This is a genomic window from Gilvimarinus xylanilyticus (assembly GCF_024195295.1).
Lineage (GTDB): Bacteria > Pseudomonadota > Gammaproteobacteria > Pseudomonadales > Cellvibrionaceae > Gilvimarinus > Gilvimarinus xylanilyticus.
The window spans coordinates 449406-463341 of the sequence record NZ_JAMFTH010000001.1 but is presented as its reverse complement, the minus strand read 5'-3'; the positions used below and the strand labels follow the sequence as shown (position 1 = coordinate 463341).

The window sequence follows — 13936 nt, the reverse complement described above, 5'->3', positions numbered from 1 at the left end:
GACCAATCTGGTTAAGAGACTACCAACCGCCCAACAATCATGTCAACCACTTATTATTACCAATACACCTACCAAACCATAAAATCTGCCCTCTTGTCCCCGAGAGACGGCTATTTAAACGATTAAATCGCTCAACAACATCGCTACAAACGCCGTTTTTGTCATTTTAATGCGCTGACACATGAACTCATTGACTCAATCCACTAATAATGAATCGATTCAAGCCACAAAGTTGACCAATATGTATTACCAATTATTAAAAATCATGTTAGAGTACAGGTCAAAGAGTCATTACCTGTCATTAGAATGCGGGGAGCAAACGAATGAGCACAGCCAGCGGCAAAAAAAACCAGCGCACCTACCGCAGGGTTGCCCAAAAAATGCTAAAGGCTTTGGATTCGGGACAGTTTCCAGCGGGCGCCAGGCTGCCGCCTGAGCGTGAGCTATCTGAACGCTACGGCGTAAGCCGACCTACGATTCGCGAAGCCATCATCGCCCTAGAGGTGATGGGACGGGTCGAGGTGCAAACAGGATCCGGCGTCTACGCACTCAAATCCTTTCAGACCAAAAGCGACAACCCACGGGAGTACAGCCCCTTTGAAATTACAGAAGCGCGGGTACTGATAGAGTCTGAAGCTGCCGCACTGGCCGCCTCAACTATGACTGAAGCAGAACTTACAGAGCTTGAAGGCGCGCTCAAAGAAATGATTGAGGAAAACGACAGCGGCAACCTGACATCCGAAGTCGCCGATCGAAAATTTCACTCTGTTATTGCGCACTCAACTCAAAACCGCCCACTGATCAACGTTATTCAGCATCTGTGGGATATACAGGCCAATTTGCCCGAGATTAAAACGGCACACCAATCAGTTTGCCGCACGGATGGTTCAAAAAGAATTGAAGAACACCGGGCAATTTTAAACACCCTTAAAGATCGAGACTGCCATGCCGCACGTGTTGCTATGCGAAACCACTTTTCGCGCTCACTGGACGCACTGCATACAACCACAGAAGAACGTGCGGTAGAGGAGGTTCGTCGACAACTCAATGAACGGCGAGAGAGGTTCTCGCTAAGCAGAATCCAATATACCTCTAAACCCGAATCAATCTAAAGTAACCCATAACCGGGAGTGATCAACCTAGGTGTCACATAAGACCAGCTCACTCGCCCACATTCACCGCTTACAACACACTACAACTTCTTAGGGAGTAAAATAATGAAAGTGAAAAACTTAAGATGGTGGGTAATTGCCCTAATTGCCTTAGCGACCATCATTAACTATATCGATCGCCAGACCATGAACGTATTGTGGGCGACAAGCATGGGTGAAGACCTGTACCCAGAACTGGACGCCGACGGTCGAAAAGCGATTTACGGCACAATTTCCGGCTTTTTCATTCTCGCCTACGCATTGGGCCAAGCCATTTTCGGTAAAATTTTCGACTGGGTCGGCACCCGTATCGGTTTTGCTCTGTCAATTGGTGTTTGGTCTATTGCGACTGCCCTGCACGCTTTCGGGCAAGGGGTTGTCTCTTTAAGTATTTTCCGCAGCTTGCTGGGTGTGGCTGAAGCCGGCAACTGGCCCGGCGCCGCCAAGGGTAATGCCGAGTGGTTCCCCTCCAAAGAGCGTGCACTGGCTCAGGGGATTTTTAACTCTGGCGCCGCCATCGGTGGACTGGTCTCTATTCCCATTATCGCTTATCTTGCCGTTCATTTTAGCTGGCAAGCCATTTTTGTCATTGTCGGTTTAATCGGCCTGCTCTGGTTAATCCCCTGGCTGATTCTGGTTAAATGCCCACCTAAGATGCACCCTTGGATTACCGAAGAAGAACGCGATTATATTCTAACGGGTCAAAAAACCACCCCAGCTACCGACGATAATAACGTCGAAACCGAGTATGCTCCGAATACCAAAGAAATGCTGTCGCGCAAACAAAGCTGGGGCGTTATTATTGCCTCTGCGGCGATTGACCCAATTTGGTGGCTGTTTGTTTTCTGGATTCCGACCTACCTTGCCGAAGTTTACAATATGGATGTTAAAGGCATCGCACTCTATGGTTGGGTTCCCTATGTAGGCGCCATGTTCGGCGCTTGGTTTGGCGGGCTTTTATCGCAAAACCGCATTAATGCGGGTTGGACCATTAACAAAACCCGCAAGTTTGTGATTACCCTGGGTTGCCTGTTAATGTTGCCTGCCCTGCTGGCGATGGCCAACCCCGGTGGCCCGGTTACCGCCGTACTTCTTATGGGCATCATCTTGTTTGGCTTTCAGACCACTATCAGTAGCGTACAAACCCTGCCAGCCGATATGCTGAGCCAGAAGTCTGTAGGGTCGCTGTCTGGGTTTGCCGGCATGGCCGCCAAATTTTCAGCCTGGGGCCTGACTATTTTCGTTCCCTGGTTAACTCAGGGCGGAAACTATACCCCAGCATTTGTGATCGGGGCCTCCCTAGCGCTGATTGCCCTGGCCGCCGTTTGGATTCTTATTCCGACAGTCGAGCCATTGAAAGCGAAGAAATAAAATCACCCTAGAGTTTATCAAAAGGCTCTGCGACAACTAGAACGCTCGGGAAGCATGCCATTGCTCTCGAGCGTTTTTTTATACGATAGGTAACATTTAGCGACTCCGTCCCTATGCCTACACCGCAAACCCACCCTTCGCCCGACGAAAATGCTTCTGAACGATAAGGTGTTGCGAGCGCCTCTCGGCCCCATAAAGCTAGCGTGGGAATATGGTCGAACAAACGTAGACCGCATCGAATCAACAAGCATTATGAGGCTTTTTTGATCAAAGCAGCCGCAACGCAGGTTGCTTACACTGCTTGCCGACCCCCTCTCAACCGACTCGAGTCACGGACATAGAGAACAACCGTTAAAATGCCTGTAATAAAGGCTTATAAGAACGTTTTTCAGAGCAGGTTCTGGAAGAAGTAAAGAGCCACTAAAGACTACAATCTGAAACACACAAACACAAAAAAGCCGCGCTTTAACTTACGTTAAAGCGCGGCTTTTAATGAAAACGTAAACTACTTTTCTAGCTTAAGGTAGTAATCGAATATCTCGGGAACATTGCCATTGCCCATACCGGCATCAAAGGCCGCCTGCAGAGCGCTTGACGTCCCCTCAGCAATAGGCGCTTTAGTGTCCAGGTCTTTAACCATTTCCAGGAAATAGCCAAGATCTTTATTGGCATTGGCAATAGAGAAGCCCAAATCACTCACACCGTCTACGGCATAGTTTTTACAAAAGTTCATAAACGGTGATGCAGAGGGGCCAGTGGACATAATATCGTACAACTGCTGACGATCAACGCCCGCGCGATCGGCGACGGCAAAAGCCTGAGACATGGCACAAACTGTGGTCATCCCCATAAAGTTATTAATCAACTTAGTCGTGTGGCCAGCACCCAAGTCACCCAAGTAGAAAACGTTTTCACCCTGTTGCTCCAACACAGGCTTGACCTTTTCAAAGGTTTCCTTATCACCCGAAGCCATGATGTTGAGCAGACCGTCTTTGGCGTGCGCAGGCGTGCGCCCCAAAGGCGCATCGACCATACCCGCACCTTTTTTGGCCAGATCAGCGCCAATTTTTCGAGTAGACGCCGGGATTGAAGTGCCAAAATCGACCAGCACCGCACCTTCTTTAATACCGGCCAAAATACCGTCATCGCCATAAACCAGTTTTTCCACCACCTCGGAGGTGGTAAGGCACAACATCACAATGTCACTCGCCTCGGCCAACTCTTTTGCCGTTTTGGCTTGCTTTGCACCGCGCGCCAAAACCACATCAACGGCCTCTTGGTTTAAATCCATTACTACAGGCTCATGACCTTTTTTCTGTAGGTTTTCGACCATGTTGCCGCCCATAAGGCCAAGGCCGATAAATCCGATGACAGGTTGTGTCATATCTGACTCCTAAATATTTGTTAAACGCCTGGCGCAAACCAGCGCCTACTTACCATAAAAATTCAACAATCTAGCCCTACCGATAGGCTACAGATAACACGCATTGATTCTTCGCCCAGACACGAAGACTGGTAACTGCAGGGCATGCGTCGGACATAAGGAAAATAAACCAAGAACTAAACACGTAACATTCTATTTATTATGCCTAACACCCAAACAAACGCTGACACTGCCGGTTCTAAATGAAATCTAACGAGCAGCCCTGAGAGCTTCGGCCGAGATCAATGCTAGAAAATACACTGCCGCAGCCATCCACTAGGCAAGTACCAACGGTTGAACGAAGATTAGCAGCCGTACAACAAAAGTGTCAACCAATTATTATTACAACTTTAAAGCTGTGACGCTGAACCATTACTTGATTCATACTCAAACCTGGGACCGGGACCCAACGAAGGCCATATAAGACCCCGAAATTACCCTATAGATATCAATAGGTTAACCGGCACTTTAGATTCCCGTGAGTCCATAATTAGGGCTAAAACAGTGTCAACCAAAAGGAATACCTGAGTATACGTTCACCTCCAATGATTTTTCACCGTCAACCAACCTGTATTACCAATCTACAATTTCGTGTTAATATCGGTTACATAGAAATAACACTTAAATAACAGTTCGGTTGGAGATCCATTCATGAGCACTACCAGTGGCAACGGAAATCGACGCACCTACCGCAAGGTTGCCCAAAAAATGCTGGCGGCCTTAGATTCGGGAGAATTCCCCGCAGGCGCCCGACTGCCCCCCGAACGCGAACTTTCTGAGCGCTATGGAGTGAGTCGTCCGACGATACGCGAAGCGATTATTGCCCTCGAGGTAATGGGACGGGTAGATGTCCAGACCGGCTCGGGTGTCTACGCACTCAAGGCGTTTAAAGCGACTAACGACAACCCCCGAGACTACAGCCCGTTTGAGATTACCGAAGCTCGTGTGTTGGTCGAGTCTCAAGCCGCCGCGCTAGCGGCTTCAACTATTAACGAATCCCAGCTGGAAGAGCTGGAAGCGGCCCTAAACGAGATGATCCGGGAAAACGACCAAGGGGATTTAACCTCAGAGGTGGCCGACCGAAAATTTCACGCCGTTATTGCCGAGTCGACCCAGAACCGGCCGCTGATCAATATCATTCAGCACCTGTGGGATATACAGGCCAATTTACCTGAAATCAAAATGGCTCACCAATCCGTCTGTAAGACCGATGGCGCGCGCCGGATTGCCGAGCACCAAGCGATACTTGACGCCCTCAAGGCACATGATGCCCATGCCGCGCGACTGGCCATGCGCAATCACTTCTCTCGGTCTCTCGATGCACTCCACGCCACTACCGAGGCTCGCGCTGTAGAGGAAATTCAACGTCAGCTACACGCGCGTCGCGAGCGTTTCTCGCTGGATCGAATCCAGTACGCGACCGACTAGTGTTCTGTCCGAGAAATTCGCCTAATTTCTCGGATAGGCACTACAGCTTTGTTCAAAGCACACTGGCATCGGTTCGGGCGGCAGTAAGACCGGAGAGGTCGTCCTAGGTTGTTAGGCTTTTCCAGGTCAACCAATAATTGGGTACCCCGCTGCCGTCGGGTGCATTCCAGACATTAGCATGAGTATTACGCGCACCCTGCGACAGGTAAAAAGGCTTGCGCCTGCCGACTGTCTTGGTTAACCAGCAGGCACAGACGCTCGAAGATATCATTGGCGAAACTCAGCACCCAGTAACACCTCGCCAATGCCCCGCCTCGGGTTTTCGCTTTTCACATGTAAACTATCCAAATAGGCGCCCTACTGCGGGTGCTCTGCTCGATAAACACAAGCGAAGCACACTATCTCAGTTCCGGTTTCGGCGGCCACCACCTACCAGGCGGGACTGGCAAAGCGACTTTCCCACAGCTCACGGCGCTCGGCAGGCGCCACCATTTAATGCGCATTAACAGGCGCTAGCGTGGCCGTCGCGGTATTAATTTTAAATTTCCACTGCGCCAGAATAGATCCGTCCAGGTTTAAGCGACTGGCCAGATAGTGCAAACGTCGCGTCGCTTCACCCTCTGGCGCGAGATCAAAGCGCTGTTTTAACCAGTAAGGCGGAATGGCTTGGTAGTACATGGTAGCCTCGACCTTCAGGGGCTTACCCCGATACTCTTGCGGCAGGTCAATGCGGTATTGCAGCGAATCTTTGCCCACAAACCCCATCCCCTGATCGCGATAATCCGGGTCATCGCCGACAAAGTGTGGGTCGGTAGCCTCCATAAACTGCGTCATTACCTCACCTTGGGGCTTAAAGTAGGATGACGCTCGCCAACCATCGGGGAGCAAACGGTTGTCTTTTACAATGTGCACGCGATGCACAAAACTGGTGGTAAAGTGATGGGATTTATCGCGGTTCAACTCTTCGTAGATTTGTACCTGTTTATCGTTGGTAATCACCTGATGGTGTGGCTGGTAACATCCGGCGGGTTTATTACCCGAGTAACCGCACTCCCCTTCAGGCAAAAATTCGGTAGGCAAGGGTTTACCGGAGTGATCAACAATGACCCCGGCGTCGTTGGTGCGCCCCGAACTCCACACCAGGTTATCGCCGTCTTTGACCAATAACTCGATAAAGCCGCGACGAAAGGCAACTCCACTCGGGAAGCGGTGTCCCACTTTATTTCTGGCCGTCACATCCACCACCAGAGTGTCGCCGTCAAATGTCAACTGATCAACACTCATGGCCACAGTATCATCGCGCGCCTGGCGCTTCATACTCGCCAGCGCGAGATCAATCCCCTGATTCGACGCACTGGTCATATAGCTTTGGGGGGCTACACCCAGCATGGGCTGAAACTGTTTAAACATAGTCAGCAAAAAGGCGTTGAGCCCCACATGGGTATGACGCTTGTACTCTTCACGCAAGGGCACTTTCAGCTCGCTGTTCGCCAGGCCGTGGTCGGCATCCGGGTAGCTATTATCTTCAATGGTGGCGATTTTACTGATCAGTTGATCAATGTTTATCTTGTCGCTTTCGCTGACAAAATTAGAAGGCATATGACAGTCTTGGCAACTTTGCGCGGTATCGCCCCGGGCAAAGGCGCTGTTCTGCCACTCTAAAAAAGTCGCCTGTTCAATCGAATGCGGATACTCAGAAAACGCCGGGTTGGTTTCGGCGGCCTGCAAAACCGGTAAGCTCGTGTCCGTCGAGCCGATATTGGGTAAATTGATGGTGTGACAGGTTCCGCACAGCTCCGAGCGTTTAATAAAATCGCTATGGCTGGGCGTCAGATTAAGCGCGTGCTCCATGGGTTTTTGCGCCACATCGTAGGGGCCGTAAATGTTACCCGGCTCGGCACTGTCAAAGCGCCCGGTGGAGTTATGAAAGAGTAAATACGCCAGTTCTTTATCGGGTGTTTCCGTATTCACCCAGCCAGACGGTGGCGCCCAGTTAGCCACCGCCTTGGCGTCTGGCTCTTGAATACGATGACACACCATACAGCTGATGCCCTCGCGAGCAAGGGCGCCATATTGATGGTATTGCTTTTCCTTTGCGCCTTGCTTTTCATCCGAAGAGAGCTGCTCGGTATAATAAAAATAATCAGTATTAAAATTTTGATCCAAGTGCGGATTTTGCTCGGCATCCAAACTTAACTGGCGCTGCCCCATGGCGCCGTGGCAACTTAAGCAGGTATTGGTCACCGCCTGCTGGGTTTCCTTTAAAGGTCCTTTTAACCCCGACGCATCCGGATTTTTAGCATCGTTTCGCAAAATCGCCATTTCACTTTCCAGCTGGGCGTGAAAAATCGGATCGCGCCCTGCCAAGCCCATGGGCGAGTAGCGCCATTCGCCATACTCGGACAAATCAAAACCATCGCCATAGTCGGGGCCGGTGACGACAAACATTTCGGTTCCGAAAGTATCGGCACTTAAACCGCCGTGACAGCCAATGCAGTTATCCGAGGTAACATACGCTTGCGGCTCGCCGGTTTTCTGCACCACATGATCCAGCCATTGCTGAGGGAATTTTTTGACCTCTGAGGCTTTTAACGCGGGAATCTGGGGAAAGGTTTTAAGAAACGCTTGGTTTATATAATTTGCGGGGATTTTTTTGGACTGTGCCGTAAGCTCGGCATACTCGTTCTCATCCAGCAGCGCATCGCGATCATGCTCGTTAAACGAGGCATTCACCCGCGCACGTCTGACGCTTTGTTGCGTAGCCCAGGGCAGCTGCTCCAGCGGAATATCGAATATCGCTTTAAGCTTAGGGTCTTGCAGCAGTAAAGACAAAGGGTATTGGGAGAAATGACTGGCGGTACGCCAGGAGTTATCGTCCAGAAAACGCAGAGGATCGCCCTGTGCTTCAAACCCCTTAATATTGCGCAGACTGGCAAAGGTTAATTCACTTTCGGCGGAGGAATGACACCGCAGACAGGGCATCCCAAAACCCGACAAGCGAACCCCGTTGTTGGCGACATAGGAGTTTTCCCTATTGTTGTTTGCCTGGGTATCCAGTTGGGCCTCAATCGCCTCGGTTTTGGTTTGCAGCTTGCCATCAACCATGGTGGGCGCCGACACACTGCCCCAAAACCAACCATCGTGGGAGGCGCTGGCGTCTTTCACCATTACCGTCCAGTCCGATAGCTGCTGCAAGCGCAGGGTTTCGTATTCCTCGGCACTTTTAAGCCTGCGAATATCGCGATAAATTTGCGCCGGTGCACCATACATTTCTTTAATAATAATCGCGCCGTCGGGTATGGGACCGACGACACCTTTCTTGCGCTTTAACAGCCAGCGCATCATTTCGGGGGAGTAATAGATAAGTACCGCGGGGTGGGTACCGTGATACTGACCATTGATAAAAGGTCCGGTATCTCGCACTTCTTTATCGTGGCACCAGCCTAAATCGGCGTATTGGCGATCGATAATCCAGGAATAGAGCGTTTTTTCATAGTCCACTAGCGGCAGCGAACTGGGCAAAGGCAAGTCAGGCGAAGATGTCGATTGCGCGCATTCAAGTGAGTTCAAATCCACCGCTAACGCCTCGCGGCCGGCGCTTTGAGATGCACTGACCGACAGTGGCAAGTAAAGCCATGCGGCCAAAACATGGAAAAGAAAACGATTACGCATCACCGCGACTCCTTGTTATCGAGCCAAAAGCCCGCGTTATCCTAAACAGAGACTCACAGAGTGTAATCGATAAGAAAACTAAATACCTGAAGGTGTAATCGCGTGTAATTCAGGGGACGGATATACAAGGCGGATAGATGATTGAGCCAGATAAATGGGGGCACTGGCTGAGTTAGCGCCACAAGAGTACGCCACTGTCACCCGCAAAGCGGGCGACAGTTGTAGCAGTCGATTAATCTACCTGCTCAATGGTTGGCGGAACCCAAGTGCCATTCGGAATCGCCTCTTGGGGCCAATAGGCGCGAATATACAAAGAGAAGTCATCCTTGGGCGCGGGTAGCCAGTTGGCCTCTTTAGCGCCGCCCGGATTTTTGTTTTGCACATACAGCGTCAAGCTTCCGTCGTCATTTTTTACCAGCGACTTGTTCTTGGTACCCAGTGAGTAACGATCCAGTTCATTGGGGTAGAAAAAGTGCTGTTTGTTGTACAGGGTAAGCGACCAGAAGCCGTCCACCGGAGGCAGCTCTCCTGCCGGGAAGGTGACCGTGTATTTTTCCTTGCCATGTAAACGCTCACCGGCGCTGTCAAAATCGGCACCAAAATACATGGTTTCTTCGGGCACGTTGGAGAACATATTGCCCTTAGCCGTAGCGGTACGTTGAAAATAACCAAATCCGAAACGCGCCGCGTTTTTCTGCGTGCGCCAGCCATTGCCGGCATCAACCCCGTTGTTGCGGAATTCGAACATGGGCTGAATAACGTCTTGCTCAGTGGCGACTGCCACCTCTTGCAAAGCTTGCTGCAACTCGGGGTTGTCCTGGGCCGCCTCTAAAACAAACTTAATGCTGGCGTAAAGTGCCTCCTCACCGGGTAAGGGGGGCGTCTCTTCCATAACCTCGGGCAACAGCGTAAAAAATTCCTCTGGTACAACCCACTGAGTTTCACCATCGCCACCTTCATTGGGATTGGGAATAGTGGGCGACTCTGACCAGTCGACGGTTTTCATTTCGCCGGTGTACTCGGACAAGGGGTAGGCTGACACCTGGTCGATCAGCGGCTGAATAGCCTCGCGATCTTCAGCGGTATCATCCATAAAAATACGGGGAAACACCGCACCTAAGTTGGTTTGTGAGCGAAACACGGCGTTAATACCTTTGGGCTTTTTCCCCTCCCAATCCGGCCCCACCAGCAAGTACATGCCCGGCTCGGTATCGTACTGGATACCCACTTCAGCAAAAGAGTCGGAGCGTTGGTCGACAATCTGATACACCCAAAACCGGTCGCCAAAATCCGGCACCTGAATGACTACCGGCTCTTTATCTAACTCGAGAAAACCCGCGCCATAGACGACATCCTGGTTAGGAGAGGTAATAAAACGCTGCTCGGGCGCCAGATAATCCGACAACATGCTAACGTGATTGAGAGGCGCGACCGGTAACACCCCGCCCAACAGGCCTGGATGCGGAGCGGTGGCAAACAAGGTTTGACGATTGTGCATATTCACCAAAGGCCATCCCCAAATATAGGCCATGCGGCCAATGGCTTGGGCATACTCTTTGGAGACGGGGGCCCCGGCTACTGGCTTGGGAACATCAGCGGCCGACTGCGGCGCCGGAACTTGCCCCGGGGGGACGGCATCGCGGCCCAAGGCCGGTACACTTGCCAAGGTTAAGGCGGCGACTAACAATAAACGTTTACATTCCATGGTATATTCTCCGTTTGAAGAAGTAGACAACATGCTTGCAATCCTAGGTTGCTAACAGACGCACTATTAACAACCATTTAAGCTAGCAGACAGCGGGGGCCAAGTCGATGACAGACGGGCACCTAATCCTCAAGGTGAGGCTTACTGCACCTTTGGCTTTAGCCGCTAAAGTTTTGTTGAATATAATTTGCGCCCACAGGTAGGGACGCGATTCCCGCAACACCAGATTACTTCGCGTACCTTTCTCCCAACGCCCGATAAACCGCCTTAGAAAAATCCGCTGCCGAGGCATCTAATTCGTCCACGACTTCAACCAGATGCTCATTGTCTTCGCGGCCATCAAACCACTGTTTGCGGTAGCTGCCGTCTTTATAGCCGTTATCCTGGCGGAAAAAGTTGAGCACGTTTTTACCCACATAGCGGCGATAGAGCTCGGCGTAACTCATGTTAACCCCGGCCATTAAGCGGCCGAACAGCTCCAGATGAAACTGTTTATCGGCGAGGGTGGCGGCGGTAAAGGACTCTACGTCCAGGCGGAAATCGGACTGATCGGTGTTAATGTCTAAGTTATTGGCCACCTGCTCGGCAATTTCATCGACCGAGGCGCCGGATTCGAGCAGAATGCTTAACCCGAAATGCCAGATATCCACCAACTCCAGAGCGACCTGTTCGGTGTCGGGGCTCTGATGTTTCCACCATTTCCAACCGTAATGGTCCATCAGCTCGCCGCACTCAATCCAGATGGCCCGGTACCAGGCGTTGCTCTGGGTGCGCCACTCGGGGTGCACCTTGCTGTTCATATCGTCCTGCAATTGCAGCATGGTGCGGGTCTGTTGTTTGATGGTATCCAGTGACACGGGGCTTCCTCGGTGTTTAAAAAAGATGTTATTGGGGGCGATGTTGCTGTGCGTGCGAGAAGAGCTTATAGAAGTTCTCGGTGGTAATGGCGGCCAGCTCGTCATAGCTGATGCCTTTAATATCGGCGACAAACTCGGCCACTTCGCGCACATTTTTGGGCTCGTTGGGCTTGCCGCGGTAAGGCACCGGCGCTAAATAGGGTGAATCGGTTTCTACCAGCAGACGATCCAGCGGCATTTTGCGGGCCACCTCTTGCAGCTCTTTGGCGTTTTTAAAGGTGACAATGCCGGACAGGGAAATGTAGTAGTTCATGTCCATGGCGGCCTGGGCCATTTCCCAGCTTTCGGTAAAGCAGTGCAAAACACCGGCATGCTCCGAGTTGCCGTGGGCTTTAATCAAATCCAGCGTATCCTGCCGCGCCGCGCGGGTGTGAACCACCACCGGCAAACCTTGCTCACCGGCCACTTCCAGGTGGAGGGCAAAGCTGGCTTTTTGCTCTGCTACCGACTCGGTCTCGTGGTAGTAATCCAACCCAGTCTCGCCAATGGCCACCACTTTATCGCGCTGGGACCAGGCGGTTAACTGCTCGCGGGTCGCGGTGCCGGCACTGACATCGCAGGGATGCACCCCCACCGAGGCCAATACCGTGGGGTGCTGCCGGGCGATATCCAGCACGGTTTCAACGTTATCCAAACTGATACTGATGCACAGCATCTGCCCGATGCCGCGCTCGTGGGCGGCGTCAATCGCGCCCTGTAATTTGCCTTCGTAGGGGTCAAGCTTGAGACGATCCAGATGGCAATGGGAATCCACTAGCATAATCTTGCCAATACTCTGTTTGCGGTTTTCGGTGGGTGGGGGTTACTACATAGTGTGAGTCGGGCGATCCGACTCGAGCGAACCCGCCAGGTAGTTTTCAATTTTGCTGATGGCCGTGTTGTCTTCATCGGTGAATTGCACACCAATGCCAGCGGCGCGGTTGCCCTGGGCGCCCCGGGGTGTTACCCATACGACCTTGCCCGCCACCGGAATTTTTTCCGGCTCATCCATCAGATTGAGCAGCATAAACACTTCATCCCCCAGCTTGTAAGGCTTGTTGGTGGGAATAAACAGACCGCCATTTTGCACAAAGGGCATATACGCGGCATAGAGGACCGCCTTATCCTTAATGGTCAGCGAGAGTATGCCGTTACGGGCGCCGCCAAGTGCTTGCATATGCGTCAATCCAATAGTTCTTAGAGCCGTTAACAGTAATAGATAAGCGCCACCGAGTCTAGGGCTTGACCTGATCGGACAACAGGCCAATGGACAGGGCGTACTTAAACGCCGGGTTGTAGCTCATCAGCGTACAGAAGTTGCGGTAGACGATATAACCCTGGTTATCGCCTTTATCGGCCAGTACCAGCGCGGCGGGAATGGATACATCGGGCAGATCCGAGCCATCGGCGCGGCGCACCCCCAGCTTTTGCCACTCGCGTAAATCCCGCCACACGCCTAAGCTTTTAAAGCGTTTGCAGTCCGCATCCGGGGTAAGCCCGGCGCTCTGCTCGGCGGGCAGACTCTGCTCGCCACCGTCGGGCAATTGCACGGCCCGGCCCCAGGTTTGGTCGTTGCGCCAGCCGCGCACGCTAAAATAGTGGGCGATTGAGGCGAACACGTCCCCCTCGTTGGTCCAAATGTCTTTTTTACCATCGCCGTCAAAGTCCTGCGCGTAACGCAAGTAGCTGTCGGGCATAAACTGGGGTTGACCCATGGCGCCAGCCCAGGAGCTTTTCATTAAATCGTAGGTGGGAAAGCCCGAATCCATCATTTCCAGGGCGGATAAGAATTGCGAGCGAAAATAGGCCCCGCGCCGCTTGTCATAGGCCAAGGTGGCCAGCACATTAAACAGCGATTCTTTAAGCTTAAAGGTGCCGTAGTTGGTTTCCATGCCCCAGATGGCGACAATAAAACGCGGCTGCACGCCGTAGCGCTCGGCCACCTGGGCGAGCAGATCCTCGTGTTCAACCATTAATTTACGGCCAGTCTCAAGCTTCCAGTCCGAGAGGCGACGGCCCAGATACATATCGTAGGTTTCCACCACCTCGGCCTGGGAGCGGTCTTGCTTAATGACTCGTTTAACCGGCGGGGTAATCTCGGAAAATGCCTGATCGAGCGTGGCATCGCTGATGCCCTGATCCTGGGCCTCGGCGCGCAGCTCGTCCAGCCATTGGTAAAACTCGGCATCATCGCTGTCGCCCTCTTCGGCCCAAACCGGCGCTACAGCCAAAAACATACACAAAAGAATGGCGTACAAGGGGGAGAAAAAAGGATACTTCATAACAAATT

At 51.9% G+C, this 13936-nt stretch carries 10 protein-coding genes; 3 read left to right on the top strand and 7 right to left on the bottom strand.

All coding sequences use genetic code 11. The annotated features are described in order from the left end of the window. Nucleotides 1-323 precede the first annotated feature (323 nt). Nucleotides 324-1112 carry a FadR/GntR family transcriptional regulator gene (locus M6D89_RS02000; protein ID WP_253966358.1) on the top strand — a complete coding sequence of 263 codons (789 nt, stop codon included), beginning with the start codon at nucleotides 324-326 and terminating at the stop codon, nucleotides 1110-1112. A gap of 105 nt (nucleotides 1113-1217) precedes the next feature. Next, on the top strand, nucleotides 1218-2522 hold the full coding sequence (locus tag M6D89_RS01995) for an MFS transporter (RefSeq protein WP_253966357.1): 1305 nt from the start codon (nucleotides 1218-1220) through the stop codon (nucleotides 2520-2522). Between the two features lie 505 nt (nucleotides 2523-3027). On the opposite strand, the gene M6D89_RS01990 is transcribed toward M6D89_RS01995, so the two are convergent. Continuing rightward, a complete protein-coding gene (locus M6D89_RS01990; RefSeq protein WP_253966356.1) occupies nucleotides 3028-3906 on the bottom strand; it encodes an NAD(P)-dependent oxidoreductase in 879 nt (292 codons plus the stop codon). 690 nt (nucleotides 3907-4596) lie between these two features. Here M6D89_RS01990 and M6D89_RS01985 point away from each other — a divergent pair. Beyond that, nucleotides 4597-5373, top strand: a complete 777-nt coding sequence (locus tag M6D89_RS01985; RefSeq protein WP_253966355.1) for a FadR/GntR family transcriptional regulator — start codon at nucleotides 4597-4599, stop codon at nucleotides 5371-5373. Nucleotides 5374-5865: 492 nt separating this feature from the next. On the opposite strand, the gene M6D89_RS01980 is transcribed toward M6D89_RS01985, so the two are convergent. The 6 genes from M6D89_RS01980 to M6D89_RS01955 form a co-directional block, all read right to left on the bottom strand. Beyond that, entirely contained in the window at nucleotides 5866-9045 is a 3180-nt protein-coding gene (locus tag M6D89_RS01980; protein WP_253966354.1) for a hypothetical protein, read from the bottom strand. Nucleotides 9046-9277: 232 nt separating this feature from the next. Further along, complete coding sequence (locus tag M6D89_RS01975) at nucleotides 9278-10750, bottom strand: DUF1254 domain-containing protein (protein ID WP_253966353.1); 1473 nt, start codon at nucleotides 10748-10750, stop codon at nucleotides 9278-9280. A 227-nt stretch (nucleotides 10751-10977) separates the two neighbouring features. Beyond that, complete coding sequence (locus M6D89_RS01970) at nucleotides 10978-11592, bottom strand: dUTP diphosphatase (protein WP_253967684.1); 615 nt, start codon at nucleotides 11590-11592, stop codon at nucleotides 10978-10980. Between the two features lie 43 nt (nucleotides 11593-11635). After that, nucleotides 11636-12427, bottom strand: a complete 792-nt coding sequence (locus M6D89_RS01965) for a TatD family hydrolase (RefSeq protein WP_253966352.1) — start codon at nucleotides 12425-12427, stop codon at nucleotides 11636-11638. Between the two features lie 45 nt (nucleotides 12428-12472). Continuing rightward, nucleotides 12473-12823: a PilZ domain-containing protein gene (locus M6D89_RS01960; protein WP_253966351.1), complete on the bottom strand. Its 351-nt coding sequence runs from the start codon at nucleotides 12821-12823 to the stop codon at nucleotides 12473-12475. A 58-nt stretch (nucleotides 12824-12881) separates the two neighbouring features. Continuing rightward, entirely contained in the window at nucleotides 12882-13928 is a 1047-nt protein-coding gene (locus M6D89_RS01955) for a lytic murein transglycosylase (protein ID WP_253966350.1), read from the bottom strand. Between the last annotated feature and the right edge of the window lie 8 nt (nucleotides 13929-13936).

Bases quoted from the DNA above. Each gene is read 5' to 3' on its own strand.
- M6D89_RS02000 (WP_253966358.1), top strand. From the start codon at position 324: ATGAGCACAGCCAGCGGCAAAAAAAACCAGCGCACCTACCGCAGGGTT.
- M6D89_RS01995 (WP_253966357.1), top strand. From the start codon at position 1,218: ATGAAAGTGAAAAACTTAAGATGGTGGGTAATTGCCCTAATTGCCTTA.
- M6D89_RS01990 (WP_253966356.1), bottom strand. From the start codon at position 3,906: ATGACACAACCTGTCATCGGATTTATCGGCCTTGGCCTTATGGGCGGC.
- M6D89_RS01985 (WP_253966355.1), top strand. From the start codon at position 4,597: ATGAGCACTACCAGTGGCAACGGAAATCGACGCACCTACCGCAAGGTT.
- M6D89_RS01980 (WP_253966354.1), bottom strand. From the start codon at position 9,045: ATGCGTAATCGTTTTCTTTTCCATGTTTTGGCCGCATGGCTTTACTTG.
- M6D89_RS01975 (WP_253966353.1), bottom strand. From the start codon at position 10,750: ATGGAATGTAAACGTTTATTGTTAGTCGCCGCCTTAACCTTGGCAAGT.
- M6D89_RS01965 (WP_253966352.1), bottom strand. From the start codon at position 12,427: ATGCTAGTGGATTCCCATTGCCATCTGGATCGTCTCAAGCTTGACCCC.
- M6D89_RS01960 (WP_253966351.1), bottom strand. From the start codon at position 12,823: ATGCAAGCACTTGGCGGCGCCCGTAACGGCATACTCTCGCTGACCATT.
- M6D89_RS01955 (WP_253966350.1), bottom strand. From the start codon at position 13,928: ATGAAGTATCCTTTTTTCTCCCCCTTGTACGCCATTCTTTTGTGTATG.